This is a genomic window from Streptomyces sp. SLBN-8D4, assembly GCF_049739545.1.
In the GTDB taxonomy this organism is placed as follows: domain Bacteria; phylum Actinomycetota; class Actinomycetes; order Streptomycetales; family Streptomycetaceae; genus Streptomyces; species Streptomyces canus_C.
Genome location: NZ_JBMGQC010000001.1, coordinates 8,066,559 through 8,085,540 on the forward strand (window position 1 = coordinate 8,066,559; position 18,982 = coordinate 8,085,540).

Annotated in this window: 15 protein-coding genes; 9 read left to right on the forward strand and 6 right to left on the reverse strand. The window is 73.2% G+C overall.

What is annotated here, in order from left to right; genetic code table 11:
- The first annotated feature begins 43 nt into the window (after nt 1-43).
- From RKD20_RS36715 to RKD20_RS36735, 5 genes are all read left to right on the forward strand, one after another.
- A complete protein-coding gene (locus tag RKD20_RS36715; RefSeq protein ID WP_424881450.1) occupies nt 44-436 on the forward strand; it encodes an ankyrin repeat domain-containing protein in 393 nt (130 codons plus the stop codon).
- A gap of 312 nt (nt 437-748) precedes the next feature.
- Complete coding sequence (locus RKD20_RS36720) at nt 749-2,167, forward strand: HEAT repeat domain-containing protein (RefSeq protein WP_424881451.1); 1,419 nt, start codon at nt 749-751, stop codon at nt 2,165-2,167.
- A gap of 188 nt (nt 2,168-2,355) precedes the next feature.
- Nucleotides 2,356-3,489 (forward strand): glycosyltransferase family 4 protein, encoded by a 1,134-nt coding sequence (locus RKD20_RS36725; protein WP_424881452.1) that lies wholly within the window; start codon nt 2,356-2,358, stop codon nt 3,487-3,489.
- Nucleotides 3,486-4,649, forward strand: coding sequence for a glycosyltransferase (locus RKD20_RS36730; protein ID WP_424881453.1), 1,164 nt, complete (start codon nt 3,486-3,488; stop codon nt 4,647-4,649). Before RKD20_RS36725 ends, RKD20_RS36730 begins: the two co-directional genes overlap by 4 nt.
- A gap of 13 nt (nt 4,650-4,662) precedes the next feature.
- On the forward strand, nt 4,663-5,511 hold the full coding sequence (locus tag RKD20_RS36735; RefSeq protein WP_424881454.1) for an SGNH/GDSL hydrolase family protein: 849 nt from the start codon (nt 4,663-4,665) through the stop codon (nt 5,509-5,511).
- 77 nt (nt 5,512-5,588) lie between these two features.
- On the opposite strand, the gene RKD20_RS36740 is transcribed toward RKD20_RS36735, so the two are convergent.
- Genes RKD20_RS36740 through RKD20_RS36760 form a run of 5 tightly spaced genes read right to left on the reverse strand, consistent with a single transcriptional unit; the run spans nt 5,589 to nt 9,991 of the window.
- A complete protein-coding gene (locus RKD20_RS36740) occupies nt 5,589-6,467 on the reverse strand; it encodes a biotin-dependent carboxyltransferase family protein (RefSeq protein ID WP_424881455.1) in 879 nt (292 codons plus the stop codon).
- A complete protein-coding gene (gene pxpB, locus RKD20_RS36745; RefSeq protein WP_424881456.1) occupies nt 6,464-7,075 on the reverse strand; it encodes a 5-oxoprolinase subunit PxpB in 612 nt (203 codons plus the stop codon). Before pxpB ends, RKD20_RS36740 begins: the two co-directional genes overlap by 4 nt.
- On the reverse strand, nt 7,072-7,830 hold the full coding sequence (locus tag RKD20_RS36750; RefSeq protein WP_424881457.1) for a LamB/YcsF family protein: 759 nt from the start codon (nt 7,828-7,830) through the stop codon (nt 7,072-7,074). The genes pxpB and RKD20_RS36750 overlap by 4 nt, the downstream gene beginning before the upstream one ends.
- A 47-nt stretch (nt 7,831-7,877) precedes the next feature.
- Nucleotides 7,878-8,699: a putative hydro-lyase gene (locus RKD20_RS36755; protein ID WP_424881458.1), complete on the reverse strand. Its 822-nt coding sequence runs from the start codon at nt 8,697-8,699 to the stop codon at nt 7,878-7,880.
- Complete coding sequence (locus RKD20_RS36760; protein ID WP_424881459.1) at nt 8,696-9,991, reverse strand: MFS transporter; 1,296 nt, start codon at nt 9,989-9,991, stop codon at nt 8,696-8,698. The genes RKD20_RS36755 and RKD20_RS36760 overlap by 4 nt, the downstream gene beginning before the upstream one ends.
- A 129-nt stretch (nt 9,992-10,120) precedes the next feature.
- Here RKD20_RS36760 and RKD20_RS36765 point away from each other — a divergent pair, with 129 nt between their 5' ends.
- The 4 genes from RKD20_RS36765 (at nt 10,121) to RKD20_RS36780 (ending at nt 18,146) form a co-directional block, all read left to right on the forward strand.
- Nucleotides 10,121-10,816: a GntR family transcriptional regulator gene (locus tag RKD20_RS36765; RefSeq protein ID WP_424881460.1), complete on the forward strand. Its 696-nt coding sequence runs from the start codon at nt 10,121-10,123 to the stop codon at nt 10,814-10,816.
- Nucleotides 10,817-10,974: 158 nt separating this feature from the next.
- Nucleotides 10,975-12,504, forward strand: coding sequence for a hypothetical protein (locus tag RKD20_RS36770; protein ID WP_424881461.1), 1,530 nt, complete (start codon nt 10,975-10,977; stop codon nt 12,502-12,504).
- A gap of 31 nt (nt 12,505-12,535) precedes the next feature.
- Nucleotides 12,536-13,414 (forward strand): hypothetical protein, encoded by an 879-nt coding sequence (locus RKD20_RS36775; RefSeq protein ID WP_391183793.1) that lies wholly within the window; start codon nt 12,536-12,538, stop codon nt 13,412-13,414.
- A gap of 37 nt (nt 13,415-13,451) precedes the next feature.
- Nucleotides 13,452-18,146: a hypothetical protein gene (locus RKD20_RS36780; RefSeq protein ID WP_424881462.1), complete on the forward strand. Its 4,695-nt coding sequence runs from the start codon at nt 13,452-13,454 to the stop codon at nt 18,144-18,146.
- 62 nt (nt 18,147-18,208) lie between these two features.
- Here RKD20_RS36780 and RKD20_RS36785 read toward each other — a convergent pair whose 3' ends face one another.
- Nucleotides 18,209-18,748 (reverse strand): hypothetical protein, encoded by a 540-nt coding sequence (locus tag RKD20_RS36785; protein WP_424883403.1) that lies wholly within the window; start codon nt 18,746-18,748, stop codon nt 18,209-18,211.
- Nucleotides 18,749-18,982: the final 234 nt, after the last annotated feature.

The window sequence follows — 18,982 nt, forward strand, 5'->3', positions numbered from 1 at the left end:
CTTGCGATGCACCTGAACGGTTGTATGAGAGGCGGTCCGGCCGATGACTGAAGCCCCCGACCCCGAGGTCGTGGAGCTGGCGACCAAGATCTTCGATCTGGCCCGGCAGGGGCAGACCGAGGCACTTGTGGCGTACGTCGACGCGGGTGTCCCGGCAGGCCTGACCAACGACCGCGGGGACTCGCTCGTGATGCTCGCCGCCTACCACGGCCACGCGGACGCCGTGCGTGAGCTCGTCGCCCGCGGGGCGGCGGCCCGCGGGGTCAACGACCGGGGGCAGACGCCCCTCGCCGGGGCTGTCTTCAAGGGCTCCACGGACGTCATCGAGGCCCTGCTGGAAGCCGGCGCCGATCCGGCCGAGGGCACCCCCTCGGCCCTCGACACGGCCCGGATGTTCGGCAGGACAGAACTGCTCGAACTGTTCGCCGCACACTGATCCGCACCTTCTGACCAGTGAACTGACCAGCGAAAACTCAGACAACGGGGGAGGCGGTACAAGGCCGCCGAAATTTCGGTCGCGGCAGATGTGAATGCCGGGTCATCATGACGTCGTGGTTCACGGACGTGATGGCCGGGCAGGTGATGCCGCACCGCGCGGACCGTGACACGGTCCGCATGGGCCACCGACGAGAGGCAGAGGAAGATGGCTTACAGCAAGCAGGAAACGGCGGGCGCCCCGACGTGTTGTCACGCGGCCAGGTAATGCACGTCCCCGGTTGCGTCGACGCTTGATGTGAGGCTGTTTCCCATGTTCGATCCGGTCATAGCGCCCAGCGGTACGCTGCTCGGCCTGCTCCAGCGGGGCCGCGGCGACGGCACACTGCACGCGCTCACCGCCCCGCGCGCCGAGGCGCTCGCGGCCCTCAACCACTGCGTGCTGCGCGATCCCCGCCACGACTGGCAGGTGGAGAACCGCTCCCTGTACTACGCCCGTCTCTTCCTCGACCTGGGCGGCGAGCTGGACGAGATCGAGGCACACCTCTTCGAGGTGGACGACGTCTTCGACACCGAGGAGTCACGCACGGGCCTCGCCCTCGCCGTCCTCGGCCACCTCGCCTCCTACGGCAGGCGCGACGCGCTCGAACTGCTGCGCAGGTACGCCGCGACAGGCTCCAACTGGGCCTGGGCGCTGGACGAACTGGCGCTGCGCGACGACGACGCCGGGCTGCGTGCCCTCGCCGCCCCCGTGCTCGCCCGCTTCGCGACCGATCCCGAGGGCGAGGCCGAACTGGCCGCCGCCGTCCGCGACGCCTTCGAACCGCGGCCGTGGCGGCTGTGGGCCGACGATCCCCGCGAATCGGTCTCCACCCGCGTGCGTGCCGCTCACGAGGCCGGCTGTTTCGACCGCTGGCAGCGCCAGATGCGACCCGCCGGGCCGCGCCCGGGATGGAGTGTGCAGGCCGTCTTCGAGTGGGCCCAGCAGGGCGTCGAGCGGGGTGCCGCCCTCCATGTGCCTGCCGCCCGGTGCCTGACCGCCGTCGCGGGGCCGGAGGACCGGCCCGAGATCCTCGCGGCCGCCAAGGACGGCACCGACGGGGCGCGGTCCACCGCGCTGCGCTATCTCGCCGACAGCAATGATCCCGAGGCCTTCGATCTGATCGAGCTGGCAGCCGCCACCGGCTCACCGCTCGTCGTGGAGGCCGCCCTCGACTCATTCGAACGCATGCGCAGTATCGCCGCCGTCGACCGCGCGCGCGGCTGGGCCCGCCGGCCCGATCCGCTGGGCGCCGCCGCCGGCCGCATGCTCGCCTGCCTGGGCGGAACCAGGGACCGGGACCTCGTGCTCGCGGCCCTCCGGGAGGCCGTACGGGGCGAGGGCCCCGACGCGCCCACCCTGTGGACCCTCGTCGACGGCACCGGACGGCTCGGTATCGCCTGCGCCGCGCCCGTACTGCGTCACATCTACCGGGAGACGGCCTCCTCCCACCTCCGAGGCCGCGCCGCCCGCGCGCTCGCCGCCACCGATCCCTCGTTCGCCACCGGCTTCGCCGTCGAATGCCTGTGGGACTGCGAGGAGACCACCCGCGAGATCGCCGCCCGGCACGCCGAGACCGGCGACGCCCGGGTCGTGGAGCGACTGCGCCGACTGGCCGCCGACCCGGCCGAGGAGGCCGAGGTCCAGACGGCCGTCCGCAGCCGTATCGGACCGGACACCGCGGCCATGTGAAACCACCCTCGGGTGTGAACCTCCGAGCCCCGTCACACCCGCCGGGTGAACACCGGACGACCCACGGGTCAGGCGCGCATGGACGCCGCCTGACCTGCTCGGGTGTGCAGCGGAACGCTCATGGGACGTTCATCGTTCGCAAAGATCCACGTTGACGCGGCCACGTCCAGCGCGGCGAGAACACCCTTATGCGTGTCGTCATAGTGACCGAATCCTTTCCCCCCGATGTGAACGGCGTGGCCCACTGCGCGCTCCAGACCGCCCGGCACCTCGTAGATCGCGGTCACCTTCCGCTCGTCGTCGCGCCGGCCACCGCGTCCGGCCCCGGGCCCGGCGTGGACGCCCTCGCGCCGTGCCCCGTCGTCCGTGTCCCCTCCCTCCCCCTCCCGGGCTACCCCCAGGTCCGCGTCGCCCTCCCCAGCAGGCGCGTGGCCGCGGCGATCGCCGAGCACCGGGCCGACATCGTCCACCTGGCCAGCCCCTTCGTCCTCGGCGTCCGCGGCATGGCCGGCGCCGCCCGGCTCGGCATCCCCGCCGTGGCCGTCTACCAGACCGACCTCGCCGGATACGCCCGCACCTATGTGCACGCGGGAGAAGCCGCCGCCTGGCGCCGTATCCGTTCCGTCCACGCCGCCGCCGACCTCACCCTCGCCCCGTCCAGCGCCTCCCTTCGCGACCTGGAGGCGCACGGCGTGCCCCGGGTCGAGCTGTGGCCGCGGGGCGTGGACACCGTCCGCTTCCGCCCCGACCTGCGCGACGAGGCGCTGCGGCGCCGACTCGCCCCGAACGGCGAGATGATCGTCGGCTACGTCGGACGGCTCGCCGCCGAGAAGCACATCGAACTGCTGGCCGACGCCTGCCGCCTGGACGGCGTCAAGGTCGTGGTCGTCGGAGACGGGCCCAGTCGGCCCCATCTCGAGCAGGCACTGCCCGGCGCGGTCTTCCTGGGCCGTCGCATGGGCGACGAACTGGCCCGGATCTTCGCCTCCTTCGACGTCTTCGCGCACACCGGCCCCTTCGAGACCTTCTGCCAGACCGTGCAGGAGGCCATGGCGAGCGGCGTGCCAGTCGTCGCCCCCGCCGCCGGTGGCCCGCTCGACCTGGTCGCCCACGGGCGCACCGGGTACCTCGTCCCGCCACGCGACCCGGCCGCCGTACGGGACGCGGTGTGGTCCCTGCGCGCCGACCCCGGGACGCGTGCCTCGTTCGGCGCCGCCGCGCGGGCCATGGTCGAGGGGCGTACCTGGGCGGCCGTCGGCGACCAGCTGATCGGCCACTACGCCGCCGTGCTCACCGGCCGGAAGACGGCGGTGGCGGCATGAGCGGACCATCGCTGCGGATCGTCCGTCTCGCCAACTTCGTCGCGCCCGCCTCGGGCGGCCTGCGCACCGCCCTGCGCGAGCTCGGCAAGGGCTACCGGGCGGCCGGACACGAGCCCGTGCTCATCGTGCCCGGCGAGCGCGCGAGCGACCGCGTGACCGAGCAGGGACGGATCATCACCCTGCCCGGCCCGCTGCTGCCCGGCACCGGCGGTTACCGCGTCCTCGCCGACAAGGGGCGCGTGGCCCGGCTCCTGGAGGAACTCGCCCCCGACCGCCTGGAGGTCTCCGACCGTACGACCCTCAGGTGGACCGGCAAATGGGCCCGGCGGGCCCGCGTCCCCGCCGTGATGGTCTCCCACGAGACCGCCGACGGCGTCCTGCGCACCTGGGGACTGCCCGAGGGCGCGGCCCGGCGTACCGCCGACGCCCTCAACGTCCGTACGGCGCACACGTACGCGCGCGTGGTGTGCACCACCGAGTTCGCCGAGCGGGAGTTCGTCCGGATCGGCGCGCGCAACGTCGTACGGGCCCCGCTGGGCGTCGACCTGGTCGAGCGGCGCCCGGCGCTGCGCGACGCGGGACTGCGGGCCCGTTACGCGGGCGAGGACGAGACCCTTCTCGTGACGTGCACCCGGCTGTCCGTGGAGAAGCGGCCGAGCACGGCCCTGGACGCCCTGGAGACCTTGGTCCGCCGAGGCCGGCGGGCGGTGCTCGTGGTGGCGGGGGACGGGCCGCTGCGGCCGCGCCTGGAACAGCGGGCCCGGGAACGGCGGCTGCCGGTCACCTTCCTCGGCCACGTCTCCGACCGCGGGCTGCTCGGCGCGCTCCAGGCCTCCGCCGACGTGTGCCTGGCGCCCGGGCCCGCCGAGACCTTCGGGCTCGCCGCGCTGGAGGCCATGGCGTGCGGCACACCGGTGGTGGTGAGCGCCTCCTCCGCGCTGCCGGAGGTCATCGGACCGGCCGGGGCCGTCGCCGCCGACCGCGGGGACGCCTTCGCGGACGCCGTCGACACGCTCCTCGAACGCTCCGAGGCCGAGCGTCGCGAGGCCGCACGCGCGCGTGCGGAGTGCTTCGGCTGGGACACGGCGGTCCGTGCGTTCCTCGCCGCGCACGACGCGGAAGTCTTCGTACGGGGCACCGTGCCGGGAGGCGTGGCATGAGCAGGGGCGCGTCATGAGAACCGTGCGCTTCGTCGCCCTCGGTGACTCGCTGTCCGAGGGCGTGGGCGATCCCGTCGGCGGGGAACGGCGCGGCTGGGCCGCGCTGCTTGCCGACGGGCTCGCCGAGTCCGTGGAGTTCACCAAGCTCGCGGTGAGCGGGGCGCAGACGCGGGACGTGCTGGAGCGGCAGCTGCCGGTCGGGCTGGGGTTGCGGCCGGATGTCGTCTCGGTCGTCGTCGGCGTCAACGACACCCTGCGCTGCACGTTCGACATCCATGCAGTGGCCGCGCGGCTGGATGAGGTGTACGCGGCCTTCACCGAGCAGGGCGCTGTCCTGCTCACGGCGTGCCTGCCCGACCCGGGCACGATGCTCGGCCTGCCCGGCGCGTTGGCGCGTCCGCTGGCTCGGCGGCAGCGGGCGGTGAACGCGGTGGTGCACGCCCTGTCCGAGCGGTACGGGGCGGTGCATCTGCATGCGGCCGAGGGAGCTTGGACCACCGAGCCCGCGATGTGGAGTGCGGACCGGTTGCACCCCAGTGAGCGGGGGCACCGGCAGCTGGCCGTGCGGTTCCACGCGGTGCTGGCGGAGCGGGGGGTCGCGACCGGGGTCGCGCCCTCGGCCGAGCCCGAGTTTCCCGTGCCCGCGAGGGCGGCGAGTCTGTGGTGGCTGGCCACGGCGGGCACGGGGTGGGTGGTGCGGCGGTGCACCGACCTGCTGCCCCAGTTGGTGACGCTCGCGATGGACGAGATGCGGCATCGTGCCCGGGGGACCAGCGCGCGGCTCGATCTGCGGGCCGCGCACGGGGTGTCCACGGCGTTGGCGGCCTTGTCCGGGCAGGAGCAACGACCTGAGGCCGCGTGAGTGCGTTGTTGGGTGCAGGTGCAGGTGCAGGTGCAGGTGCAGGTGCGTCGTAGCTGGTCGGGCAGTTCCCCGCGCCCCTAGGGAAGCTGTCGCCGCCGCACCGCTACGAAGCGCACCGGGATGCCGGGTACCGCCTGCGCTGCCGCGGCCAGGTCCGGTGTGCGGACCACGCCGATCACCGGGTAGCCGCCGGTGGTCGGGTGGTCTGCCAGGAAAACCACCGGCCTGCCGTCGGGAGGGACCTGGACGGCGCCCAGAACCATGCCTTCGCTGGGGAGTTCACCTTCGAACGCCCGCTCCAGGGCCGGACCCTCGGTGCGCAGGCCGATGCGGTTGCTCGCCGAGGACACCTGGAAGGCGCGGGAGGTGAAAGCCCGTACCGCTTCCGGGGTGAACCAGTCCGCCCGTGGGCCCAGCGTGACACGCAGGACGAGTTCCGCGGGGGGTGCCGGCTGCGGCGCGGCGTCCACGCGCGTGTGGAGTGGTGTCGGTGTGCCCAGGGGGAGGACCGCGCCGTCCGTGAGGGGGACCGGGCCCAGGCCCGACAGGAGATCCGTGGACCGGCTGCCCAGGACCGGCTCCACAGCGATTCCGCCGGAGACGGCCACATAACTGCGCAGCCCTGAAATCGCCGTTCCGACGGTCAGCAGTGCTCCGGCCGGTACCCGCACCGGTGCGCCCCAGGCCGTCGGACGGCCGTCCACCGTGATCCGGCAGGGGGCACCCGTGACGGCCACGGTGACCGTCGAACGCGGGCGTACCGCGCAGCCGTTGAGCGTGGTCTCCAGGAGGGCCGCGCCGGGGCGGTTGCCGACCAGGCGGTTGGCGAGGTCGGCCGCCGGACCGTCCAGTGCGCCCGAGCGGGGGACGCCGAGGTGGGCGTGGCCCGGGCGCCCCCGGTCCTGGACGGTGGTCAGTGCTCCGGCCCGGACGACGCAGAGGGCGCGGTCCGTCATCTCGCCCCCACGAAGCGCACCCGTGTCCCCGGCGACAGCAGTGCGGCCGGCGCGCGCGTGTGGTTCCACAGAACGGCGTCAGTGGTCCCGATGAGCTGCCAGCCACCCGGCGACGAGCGCGGGTAGACCCCGGTGTACGGGCCCGCGAGCGCCACCGAACCCGCGGGGACGGCCGTGCGCGGGGTGGCCCGGCGCGGGACGTCGTAACGGTCGGGCAGGCCGGTGAGGTAGCCGAATCCGGGCGCGAATCCGCAGAAGGCGACCGTGAACTCGGTGCCGGCGTGGATGCGGACCACCTCCTCGGTGGAGACGCCCCAGTGCGCGGCCACGTCGGCCAGGTCCGGGCCGTCGTAACGCATCGGGAGTTCGATCACCTCACGCGCGCGTGGGGGAGCGGGAGGTACCTCGGAGGCGGTGAGTTCGGCGGCCAGGCGGACCGGGTCGGTGAGGCCGTCGAGGAGGACCGTACGGGCCGCGGGGACGATCTCGCGGACCGACAGCGATCCCTCGGCACGGCGGCGCACCAGCTCCGCGTGCAGAGCCTGGGCCTCCTCGCCCGAGGTCACCTCCACGAGCAGGGCGTCGTCCCCGACCGGCAATGCCCTCATACGAATGCCTCCACCAGCACGCCCGAGGACTCGAGGTGCGCTCTGACCCGTCGGGCCAGTTCCACCGCGCCCGAGGTGTCGCCGTGCAGACACAGGGAGCGGGCCTCGATCTCGATGAGGGCGCCGGAGTGGGCGGTGACCGCGCGATCCCGGGCCAGGCCCAGCGAGCGCTCCACCACCATCTCGAAATCCGTGACCACCGCGCCCTCCTGGCCGCGCGGCAGCAGCGTGCCCTCCTCTGTGTAGGCGCGGTCCGCGAAGGCCTCCGTCACGGACTCCAGACCTGCCTTCTCGGCGGCTTCCAGAAGACGCGAACCGGGCAGGCCCAGCACAGGCAGCGTGACGTCCGCGAGGAGCACGCCGTCGACGACCGCCGCGGCCTGCTCCTCGTCGTGGACGACCCGGTTGTAGAGCGCGCCATGCGGCTTGACGTAGGACACGCGCGTGCCCGCCGCCCGGGCGAAGACCTCCAGGGCGCCGATCTGGTAGGCCACCTCGGCCGTCAGCTCGGCGGGCGGCACGTCCATAGAGCGCCGTCCGAACCCCGCGAGGTCCCGGTAGGAGACCTGGGCGCCGATGCGGACCCCGCGCGCGGCGGCCAGCTCGCACACCCGCCGCATGGTGACCGCGTCCCCGGCGTGGAACCCGCAGGCCACGTTGGCGCTGGTGACGACGGACAGCAGTTGTTCGTCGTCGGTCAACTCCCAGCGGCCGAAGCCCTCGCCGAGGTCGGCGTTGAGATCGATCGAGATCATGGAGGTCTCGTGTCTCCTTTCAGATCTTCAAGAGGGTCTAGCGGTTCTCAGGCCACCCGGTACTGCTCGTCGCGGGCGTCCGTCAGGAACATCTGCCCCGGTGCGTGGGTGATGGCGAACGGCGGGCGCGAGGCCATCACCGCGGCCTGCGGGGTCACTCCGCAGGCCCAGAACACCGGGATGTCGTCCGGCTCGGCGTCCACCGGATCACCGAAGTCGGGACGGCCGAGGTCCTCGATGCCCAGGCCGGAGGGGTCACCGCAGTGCACGGGGCTGCCGTGCACGGCCGGGAGCAGACCGCTCTCCCTCAGGGCCGCGGCCAGGTGCTGAGGCGGCACCGGGCGCATGGAGACCACCATGGGTCCGTGCAGCCGCCCCGCGGGACGGCACTGTCGACTGGTCACATACATCGGAACGTTCCGGCCCTGCTCGATGTGCCGGATCGGGACGCCCGCCTCCGAAAGTGCCCACTCGAAGGTGAAGCTGCACCCGATCAGGAACGAAACGAGGTCGTCACGCCAGTGTGCGCGCACGTCCGTCGGCTCGTCCACCAGGTGCCCGTCCTCCCACACCCGGTAGCGCGGGAGATCGGTGCGCAGATCCGCGCCCTCGGCGAGGACGGTGGTCGGGTCACCGGCGTCCGTGACGTCGAGGACCGGGCAGGGCTTGGGGTTGCGCTGGCAGAACAGCAGCATGTCGTACGCCCAGTCGGCGGGCACCGAGATCAGGTTGGCCTGGGTGTGGCCGGCCGCGACCCCGGCGGTGGGGCCGGTCAGACCCGCCCGGAAGCGGGCGCGTGCCTGGGCCGGGCTCCACGCGTGCGCGTGCTCGTCGACGAGGGTCAGGGGACGGTCTTCCGTGCGGTTCACGCGAGTTCCTTCCCACGGGTCTCCGGCAGTCCGAGCAGGGCCAGTGCGGCGATTCCGTAGCCGATGGCGCCGAAGACGAGTGCCCCGCCCACGCCCCAGCTGTCGGCCAGGAAGCCGACGGTGGTCGGGAAGACCGCGCCGACCGCGCGGCCCGCGTTGTACGTGAAGCCCTGTCCCGAGCCGCGCACCGCCGTCGGGTACAGCTCGCTCAGATAGGACCCGAAGCCGCTGAAGATCGCCGACATGCAGAACCCGAGCGGGAACCCGAGGACCAGGAGCCAGGTGTCGGCTCCGCTCGGGATGTTGCCGTAGGCCACGATGCAGACGGCCGACAGCAGGGCGAAGAGCCAGATGTTGCGGCGCCGGCCCAGCCGGTCGGTGAGGTAGCCGCCGGTCAGATAGCCGAGGAAGGCGCCGGAGATCAGGAAGGTCAGGTAGCCGCCGGTGCCGACGACCGACAGTCCGCGGTCGCTCTTCAGATACGTCGGCACCCAGGTGGCGAGCGTGTAGTAGCCGCCCTGGACGCCGGTGGACAGCAGCCCGGCGAAGATCGTCGTACGCAGCAGGTCCGGTTTGAAGATCGCCGCGAAGGATCCCTTGCCTGCGCTCTTCTCGCGCACGGCGATCGCCTCGGGGGCGTCCTGGACCTGGCGCCGCATCCAGACGACCAGCAGCGCGGGCAGCGCGCCGGTCCAGAACATCACGCGCCAGGCCGTGTCGGCGTCGAAGACCGAGAAGACCACCGTGTACACGATCGCGGCCAGCGCCCAGCCCACGGCCCAGGAGCTCTGGATCGCACCCAGGGTGCGGCCCCGGTGCTTCGAGCTCGCGTACTCGGCGACCAGGATCGCGCCGACCGCCCACTCGCCGCCGAACCCGAGGCCCTGGAGGGCGCGGAAGATCAGCAGCGACTCGAAGTTGGGGGCGAAGCCGCAGGCCACGGTGAAGATCGCGTACGTGACCACCGTGATCATCAGCGCCCTGACCCGGCCGGCCCGGTCGGCCAGCACTCCTGCCAGGGCTCCGCCGATGCCGGAGGCCAGCAGGGTGACGGTGGTGAAGAGACCGGTCTGGCCGCTGTCCAGGCCGAAGTAGCCGGCCAGCGCGACCATGCTCAGCGGGAGCGTGAAGTAGTCGTAGGAGTCGAGGGCGTAGCCGCCGAAGGCGCCGGCGAAGGCGCGTCGGCCGCGCGGACCGAGGGCGCGGAACCAGCCCAACGCCCCGTCTTCGGCCTGGTGTTCGGTGGTTGTGGGCTGATCGGTCAGGGCCTGAGGAGGCGGGGTCGTGCTCATGAGCACCTCGCAGTGGGAGGACGGAGGTTGCGGAGCTGCACCGTGCGGTGAGAGTAACGTAGAGGATCGTTCAACGATCCTTCAATACCCCTGTTGTTTCGTTCTCGTGTCTGCGGTTGAATTCCGGGCATGGCAGAGCAGTTGAGCGGACTGGCCGACGATCGCGCCCTCCTGGGCCGCACCAGCACGGCCGAGCGGGTCTCGGACATCCTCAGGAGCCGCATCGCCGAGGGCTACTTCCCGCCGGGGACACGGTTGTCGGAGGACAGCATCGGAGGAGCGCTGGGGGTCTCCCGCAACACCTTGCGCGAGGCGTTCCGGCTGCTCACCCACGAGCGGCTGCTGGTCCACGAGTTGAACCGCGGTGTGTTCGTCCGGGTCCTGGCGGTCGAGGACGTGGAGGACATCTACCGCACCCGCGCGCTCGTGGAGTGCGCCGTCGTCCGTGGGCTGGGCGAGCCGCCGTACGCCCTGGACGCGCTCGCCGAAGCGGTTGTGGAGGGGCAGCGGGCGGTGCGCGAGGGTGACTGGAAAACGCTGGGCACCGCCAACATCCACTTCCACCGCGAACTGGTCGCTCTCGCGGGCAGCGACCGCACCGACGAACTGATGCGCAGTGTCTTCGCCGAACTCCGCCTCGCCTTCCACGTCGTGGACGACCCCAAGGCCCTGCACGAGCCGTACCTGGCGCGCAACCAGCAGATCCTCGGCGCGCTCCAGGCGGGCGACAGGGAAGAGGCGGAACGGCTGCTCGCCGTGTACCTCTCGGATTCTTTGGGGCGAGTGGTCGAGGTGTACAGGCGAAGAGTGGGCCAGGACGTTTAGGGGGCGCGGGGCTGTGTCCGATATGCGGCTCCGCCGCTTGCGCGCGGCCAGCCCCCACCGGCCGGCAGACAAATCTCAACCGTGGTCCCCCGTCCAACCGCCGGAGGCGATCCGCGCCGTTTGGGGAGTTGTCAGACCGAGGACCTAGTCTGTGCACCGTGACTTCGCCTGCGACGACGGACAGCGTTCCGCCCCAGTTCAGCGCGGGGCCGCGCCCCGCACCGGGCCCGGCCGCCGACGAGGGACTGGCGCGTCGGCTGCGCGCGCTCGCCTGCACCGCGCCGCTGCACGACCTCGATGTGCGCAAGGCCAATCTCGCGGGCGAGTACTCGGTGTACGGCATGGCGGAGGTGGCCCTCGCCGCCATCGACCTGGTCACCCTGAACATGGACTTCGACACCGGCGCCGACCACGACCAGGTCGTCGCCCGCCTCATCCCGCGCATCGCCGCCCAGGCCCCGCAGCGGCCCGTCGCCGAGCACGAGCGCGTGGCCCGCTGGGTCCTGGAGAACCTGATCAACGTCGGCAGCGTCGACCGCGGTTTCCGCGCGGTCTACGGCACGTTCGCACCGGACGGGACCTACGTCCGGCGTGACTACGACTTCAAGCTGATCGAGGAGGTGCCGGGGCCCGGCGGCTCGGTGTATCTCCGGACGACGGACGAGGCGGTCAACGTCCTCGTCGGGGCCCTCGACACCGACGTCACCAGCGCCCAGATCGCCGCCGAGGTCAAGCTGGAGGTGCTGATCAGCCGCGGCCGCCTCGCCGACGCCCAGCTCGCCGCGGAGCAGGCCCGCTACCGGACCGTGCAGTACTCCGAGACGCTGCGCAGGACCCTGGACGCCACCCGGCGCAATGTCCGGGCCGTCGACTGGCTCAACTCCGTGCCCGACATGATCGCCGAGGCACTCGACCACGTCGCCGACCGGTACCGTCACGAGAACGCGATCCTGACCAACATCCGCAAGGCGCGGGACGAGTCCGAGGACCCCGAGCAGAAGCGCCGGGCCGCCGAGCTCGTGGACATCGTCAAGGACTGCATCCGGCGCCACACCCAGCTCCAGTCCCGGCTCCTGGAGGCGGGCCCGCTGTTCCGTGCCGAGCAGGACCGGCAGGCCTTCGCCACCCCCATGACGACGTCGGGGACGGACCTGTACGGCCAGCTGTTCGCGCCGCTGCTGCCCTTGCCGTTGGAGCAGGCCACCCGCGTCACCGACGCGTTCTTCGCGCGCGGGACCGGCCTGCGCACACCGGTGTCGGTCCGGGTGGGCGATCTCGTCGACATACTGCTGACGCCCCCCGTGGAGCGGGAGCACCTGGGCGCGGAGATGCCGGAGCCGGACCTCATCGCCACGCCCGACGACAGCCGGTTCAGCGAGGAACAGCTGGCGTCCGCGAAGCAGTTGCTGGACCTGCCCGCGGACGCGCCGCGGCGGCTCTCCGGGCTGCTCGCGGAGGCCCGCCGGACCGGCGGGTTCGATCTGGCCTACCTGGTGGCCCTGATGTCGATCCACGCGGCCAGCCCTCCCGTCGGCACCGCCTACCGCCAGGGCGAGGAGAAGCTGCTCTTCGCCGTGGACGACGGGACGGAACTGGACGATCCGGACTTCGGTGGCGCCGACCTCATCGTCGGCACAGCCCTGCTGGACGCCGCGGGGATGGCGGCGGACCGGACGGAAGCAGCATGAGTGAGCGACAGCGTGACAAGGAGTCCCAGCCGTGAGTGAGCATGTCGAGTGGAGCGACACGGAGGTCCCGACCCCGTCGGCGCCCGCCGCCGTCACCCCCGCCGACGCCGCCGACGCCGCTCGGCTCGTCGCCTTCGGTCTGCAGCCCAAACTGCAGCCCGCGCGGGACCAGGAGTACGCCGACCTGCTGCGGCGCTACCGGGAGGACCCGCCGTTCGCGCGGCTCGCCGACGCCGTCGCCGCCGGACTCGGCCTGGTCGTCCTCGAGGTGTCCCCGCGCGCGGGGATGGCCGTGACCGCCGCCGAGGACTCCGTGTTCGCCGTCCGGATGGGGGACTACGCGCGTCGCACGTCCGCCGACGGCGGCGACCGGTTCCTGCACGGCCTCGCCCATCTCGCCGTCGCCGCCATGGCGTTCCCGCGGCCCGAGGACCTCGCAGACGACGGATACATCGGGCGGGTCTCGGTCAACGGCGTGGACGCCTTCGTACGGCAGGCCTGCCGACGGCTCGAGGAGCGGGCCGAGGAGGTCGGCGAGAACACCGACCCGGCGACCGACGCTCCGGGGCTGGAGGCGGCCTGGCGGATCTGGGCGAGACGCAGCGCGGCCGGCGCGACCAAGGACGCGCGCCGACTCGCCGGGTCCACGACCGGCATCGTCGGCAAGGCGGCCGCCTTCCTCACCGACTCCGGATTCCTCCAGCGCACCGGGGACGACAACGGCGGCACCTACCGGACCACGGCTCGTTACCAGCTCCAGGTGCGCGACATGGCCGGAAGCGCCGCCATGGCCGAACTCCTGGAGCTGGGGGTCGTCCCGGTCACCGACGGCACACCGACCCTGGTGCCCGCCGAGGACGCCGACGACCTGGAGCTGGTGGCCGATGCCGGGCTGCCGTTCCACTCCTGAAATTCCCTGACCTGCCGAAGACTTACGAGAGTCCGCCATGTACGAGCTGTCCCGGGTCCGCCTCTACTCCATCGGCCCCGCCGGTGCGCGCTACGCCGACACCGTGCTTGACCTGCGCGGCGTCGGCGCGGAGGTGCCCGACCCCGCGCCCACCCAGGCGGAGTTCTTCGAGGAGGAGCCCGTGGGTCCGCCCCGCCGGCCCGCGCCCGCCGGAGTGCTCTTCCTGGAGAACGGCGGCGGCAAGTCCGTCCTGCTCAAGCTGATCTTCTCGGTGATGCTGCCGGGCCACCGGAACACGCTGGGCGGCGCCAGCTCCGGTGTGCTGCGGAAATTCCTGCTGGCGGACGACTGCGGGCACGTGGCCCTGGAGTGGCAGCACACCCTGACCGGTGAGTGCGTCGTCGTCGGCAAGGTCAGCGAGTGGCGGGGACGCCAGGTCTCCAACGACCCGCGGAAGTTCGCCGAGGCCTGGTACTCCTTCCGGCCCGGACCGGGGCTCAGCCTCGACAACCTGCCCGTCGCCGAGTCCACCGCCGTCCGGCCGCCCGCCGAGGGCCAGTCGGCCGCGCAGGGCCGCCGCCGCACCATGAAGGGCTTCCGGGACGCCATCACCGAGGCGGGAAAGGCGTATCCGCATCTGGAGGTGCACTGGGAGGAGATCCACGACCGCTGGATCGAGCACCTCGGCGACCTCGGCCTGGACCCCGAACTCTTCCGCTACCAGCGGGAGATGAACGCCGACGAGGGTGAGGCCGCCGGCCTGTTCGCGGTGAAGAAGGACTCCGACTTCACCGACCTGCTGCTGCGCGCGGTGACCGACACCCGCGACACCGACGGGCTCGCCGACCTGGTCAGCGGATTCGGCAACAAGCTGGGGCGACGCGCCGAACTCATCGCCGAACGGGACTTCACCGCAGGCTCCGTGGACCTGCTGGGCCGGATCGTCGAGGCCGCCGAGGCACGCTCACGCGCGCGTGACATCCACGCGGGCGCCGAGCGCCGTACCCGCACCCTGGCCCGGCGGCTGTCCGCGCGGGGTGTCCAGGAGCGGGTACGGGCGGCGGACCTGGCCCAGCGGGTCACCGCGGCCGCGTACGCCGTCACGCACGCCGAGGCGGGCCGGGAGCGCAGTGCGCTCGTCGCCGCCGAAATCGCCTACCGGCACGCCTCCCTGGCGCTGGCCGCCGCCGAGAAGTCGGCCGCGGCCCAGAAGCGCGAGCTCGCCGAAGCGCGGACGCTGCACTCCGCCTGGCAGGCCGCCGAGGCCGTACTGCGGCACCGAGCCGCCGCGGACCGGGTCGCGCGCGTGGCCGCCGCCATTCAGGAGGCCGAGCGGGACGCGGCCCCCGCGCTCGCCGCCCGCGCCAAGGCCGCCGTCGATCTCGTGCGGGCCCTGCACTCGGCCGCCGAGGGTGCCGAGACGCTCGCCAACGAGGAGGAGGAGCGGTCCGCCGCTCTCCAGGAAGTCAGCGAGTCGGCCCACCGGGACTCCACGTCCGCCGCCACCGAGGCGCAGCGCGCCCGCAGTGAGATCGGCCATCTGCGCCAGCGGCTGAGCGAGGTCGAGCAGGAGACCGCCGAGGCGGTCCGCGCGGGCTGGCTCGACGACAGCGCGCCCGACGCCGACCCCGCCCGGGCGGCCCTCGCCGCGAGCGACGCCGAGAAGACGGCGGTCGCCGCCTGGGACACCGCCCGCGAGGCCTCCCACCGGGCCGCCGAGCACGCGCGCGAGGCGGCCGCCGCCGAATCCCGGGCGGAGCTCACGGCCGCCCGCGCGGAGGACGCGGCCACGGCCGCAGCGCGGTCCTACGAGGCCGAGCGGCGCCTGGCCGAGGGCCTGGCGGGGGAGGAGCGGCTGGCGGAGCTGCTGAGCCTGACCGGAACCTCCGCGGCCGTCCCGGGACCGCGCGCGGGGGCCGAGGGCGCCAAGACGAGCGGCGCGGCCGGACGCGAGGGTGCCGGAGCGGCGGGCGGCGCCGATCCGTACAGCGGCTCCACGGGTGGTTACGTCGACGCCGGTCTGACCTCGGAGGATCTCGACCGGTTCGCCGACGAACTGCGTGCACTGCTCGACGACTCCGTCTCCGCCGCCGAACGCCAACTCTTCGAGCTGCGGACGGCCGCCGCCGACGACTCCCGGATCCTCGGCGCGCTCGGTGACGGTGGGCTTCTGCCGCCGGGCCCGGACGTGCTGGCCACGGTCGAGTTCCTCGGTGAGAACGGCATCCCCGCCCTGCCCGGCTGGCGCTACCTCGCCCAGGCCGTCGACCCCGTCGACCACGCGCGCGTGCTGGCCGCCCGGCCCGATCTGGTCGACGGCGTGATCATCACCGACCCCGACACCCACGCGCGTGCCCGTGAGGCGCTGAACGACGCGGCACTCCTCCCGCGCTCCGCCGTCGCCGTCGGCACGGCCGCCGCGCTGCTGGCACCGACCCCGGCGACCGATTCCCAGAGCGCCGACGTCTTCCTCGTGCCGCCGAACCCGGCCATGCACGACGAACACGCCGCCGACGAGGAGCGCCAGGCGCTGCGCGCGCGGGCCGGCGAGCGGGACGAGGAGATCCGGTCGCTCGCGGCCCGCCTCGGCAAGGACCGTGAACTGGCCGCCCGGCTCGCTTCCTGGCGCACCGGCTGCCCGGCCGGCCGGCTCGTCGAACTGGCTCAGGCCGCCACGGACACGCGCGTGTTCGCCGAGGAGTCGGAGGCCGAACTGGCCGAGGCGCGCACGGTACGGGCGGAGGCCGACGAAGCCGCCGCCGAGGCCGCGCAGACACGTGACGAGCGACAGGAAGCCGCCCAGAAGGCCCGGCGCGCCGCCGACGCCCTCGCCGGGCTGGCCTACCGGCTGCGCGAGCGGGCCGGCTGGCAGGCCAAGCTGCGCGAACTGGCCGACGAGGCCACCGAGTCGGAAGCCCGCGCCCAGACCTGTCTGGAGCGGGCCCGGGCCGCCGACGAGGACCGGCGCGGGGCCCAGCGGGCCGCCGACGACGCCCGCCGCACCGCGCGGGCGCTGCGCGCCGAGCGCGCCGAGATCGCCGGCGCCCCGGACGACGTCCCGGACAGCGACCCGGACGCCTCCAAGTCCTCGCTGCCCGCGCTCCGCGAGGCCTACCGAGCCGCCTCCCAGCTGTACGAGAAGGTGGGGGTCGGCGCCGATCTGCGGGCCGAGCAGGCGCGGGCGGAGAGCGACGAGAGCGCGGCCCTCGCCGAACTGGACCGGCTGAGCAACAAGGTCCGCACCCGCGCGGCGCAGTTGCTCCAGTCGCCCGACGGCTCCGACGGGCCCTCCCGGCAGGCCGCCGCCGCCCGTGCGGAGGAACTGGTGCAGCTCCTGGAGACCCGGGTGTCGACCGCGAGCGAGCAGCTGGGGCGGTTGCGCGGCGAGGCCGAACGGCATGCGCCCGGGGACGGCGAGGCGCACACCGAGCTGTCGCCGGAGCTGGAGCCGCGCGACGCCGAGCACGCGCAGGCGCTGTTGCGTACGGCCACCGCCGAACTCGCCTCCCGGACCGAGGCGTTGGCGCAGGCCAGGGAGGTGCACGCGGAACTGCTCGGCTCCCACCGGGCCGCCGAGGACGCGGCAGGCGGCTTCGACGAGATTGCCGCGATGCTGCGCGACCTGCTGCGCGAGCACGTTGTGGAGGATGAGCAGGAAGAGCAGGAGCCGTACCCGGGCAGCCCCGAGGAGGCCCGGCGGGCCGCCGCCGAGGCCCGCCGTTCGCTGCGCGGCTGTGCAGCCGACCTCTCCGCCGCCGAGTCGGCCGTCCGCGAGGCCAGTGACGTCCTCGTGCGGCACGCCAACTCCACGCGCTACGAGCAGGTCCGCACCCCCGCGCGGCAGCAGATCCGCGAGCTGCCCGCCTCGGCCCTGCCCGAGCACGCGCAGAAGTGGGCGGACGCCTTCGCCCCCCGACTGCGGGTGCTGACCGACGAGTTGGCGCAGCTGGAGCGGAACCGGGACTCGATCGTGGACCGGCTGCGGGGGCTCGTGGAGTCCGCCCTCGCCACGCTCAGGTCCGCCCAGCGGCTGTCCCGGCTGCCGGAGGGGCTCGGTGAGTGGTCCGGGCAGGAGTTCCTGCGGATCCGCTTCGAGGAGCCCGACCAGGCGACGCTGACCGAGCGGCTCGGCGAGGTCATCGACGAGGCGACCAGGGCCGCGGTGAAGAAGAACTCCGACCTGCGGCGGGACGGAATGTCCCTGCTGCTGCGGGGAGTCGGGGCGGCGCTCCAGCCCAGGGGGGTGGCCGTGGAGATCCTCAAGCCGGACGCCGTGCTGCGGGCCGAGCGGGTGCCCGTGGGTCAGATGGGTGACGTGTTCTCCGGCGGTCAGCTGCTGACGGCGGCCATCGCGCTGTACTGCACGATGGCGGCCCTGCGGTCCAACGACCGGGGCCGGGACAAGCACCGGCACGCGGGGACGCTCTTCCTGGACAACCCCATCGGCCGCGCCAACGCGACGTATCTGCTGGAACTCCAGCGGGCCGTGTCGGACGCGCTGGGTGTCCAACTCCTGTACACCACCGGACTGTTCGACACGACGGCGCTCGCCGAGTTCCCCCTGGTCATCCGGTTGCGCAATGACGCGGACCTCAGGGCCGGCCTGAAGTACATCAGCGTGGAGGAACACCTCCGCCCCGGCCTGCCGCAGCAGCCGCAGGCGGGGGAGGCGGGGCACAGCGAGATCACGGCGACCCGGATGTTCAAGCGCCCGGCGCCCGCGACTCCGTAAGGAGCGCGGGGCCGCGCCCGGTGAGCGGCCGGCCGACGCCGACGGCGGGGGTGATCAAGCCCTCACGGATGGGACAACCGCCCCGTGCCGCCGCCCTGACGCCGTATCCGCTCCTGGGTCCGCTCCGTGACCCGCGCGTGCCGCCGGGCCTTGCGGCGCTCACGCCGCAGCGCACGCGCGGTGCTGCTCGGGGTCGACACCACGCCGTGGCGCTGGTTCCACACCTGACGGGTCACCCAGACGTCCACGGCGCCCCAGGTGGCCACCACGGTGCTCGCCACGCTGCTCAGCACCATCGGGAACGCCAGCCAGGACCCGGCCAGGGTGCACAGGAAGGCCACCATCGCCTGAAGCAGGGTCACCGCGATGATGAGCACCGCCCGCACCGCGGAGGTCCGCACCGGATCCGGCAGCCGACGCCTGCGGGCGGGCTCCTCGACCCACAATGGCCGGTACGCCTCCTCCCGGGCCGCGGCGCGCCTGCGCGGCACGTCCGGCTCCGCCGGTATGTCGGGAACCCGTGCCCCGGTGCGCCGGGGCGCCGTCGGACTCGCTGTCTCCGCGCCGATTCCCGGCGCCTCCTGCCGTTCCGCCGTGCCCATCACCGTGTCACTCCCCACCGCCGGCAGACCCCTCGTCCCGGTGTTCGTGAACCGGGCTTCTAAGGTGGCTGCCCGGCTTGCGCTGCTTTACGCCGCCCAGTTGCAGATGCGGCTCCTGTGGCCGAATCCACCGCCATTTCCCGAAGAGGAAGACGAACAAAACCCCTTCAAGATTCCCCCGCGACGTCAAAGAAACGAAAAAATCCAGCCAACCACCCACCCTGGCCGATCAGT

Bases quoted from the DNA above. Each gene is read 5' to 3' on its own strand.
- RKD20_RS36715 (WP_424881450.1), top strand. From the start codon at position 44: ATGACTGAAGCCCCCGACCCCGAGGTCGTGGAGCTGGCGACCAAGATC.
- RKD20_RS36720 (WP_424881451.1), top strand. From the start codon at position 749: ATGTTCGATCCGGTCATAGCGCCCAGCGGTACGCTGCTCGGCCTGCTC.
- RKD20_RS36725 (WP_424881452.1), top strand. From the start codon at position 2,356: ATGCGTGTCGTCATAGTGACCGAATCCTTTCCCCCCGATGTGAACGGC.
- RKD20_RS36730 (WP_424881453.1), top strand. From the start codon at position 3,486: ATGAGCGGACCATCGCTGCGGATCGTCCGTCTCGCCAACTTCGTCGCG.
- RKD20_RS36735 (WP_424881454.1), top strand. From the start codon at position 4,663: ATGAGAACCGTGCGCTTCGTCGCCCTCGGTGACTCGCTGTCCGAGGGC.
- RKD20_RS36740 (WP_424881455.1), bottom strand. From the start codon at position 6,467: ATGACGGACCGCGCCCTCTGCGTCGTCCGGGCCGGAGCACTGACCACC.
- pxpB (WP_424881456.1), bottom strand. From the start codon at position 7,075: ATGAGGGCATTGCCGGTCGGGGACGACGCCCTGCTCGTGGAGGTGACC.
- RKD20_RS36750 (WP_424881457.1), bottom strand. From the start codon at position 7,830: ATGATCTCGATCGATCTCAACGCCGACCTCGGCGAGGGCTTCGGCCGC.
- RKD20_RS36760 (WP_424881459.1), bottom strand. From the start codon at position 9,991: ATGAGCACGACCCCGCCTCCTCAGGCCCTGACCGATCAGCCCACAACC.
- RKD20_RS36765 (WP_424881460.1), top strand. From the start codon at position 10,121: ATGGCAGAGCAGTTGAGCGGACTGGCCGACGATCGCGCCCTCCTGGGC.
- RKD20_RS36780 (WP_424881462.1), top strand. From the start codon at position 13,452: ATGTACGAGCTGTCCCGGGTCCGCCTCTACTCCATCGGCCCCGCCGGT.
- RKD20_RS36785 (WP_424883403.1), bottom strand. From the start codon at position 18,748: ATGGGCACGGCGGAACGGCAGGAGGCGCCGGGAATCGGCGCGGAGACA.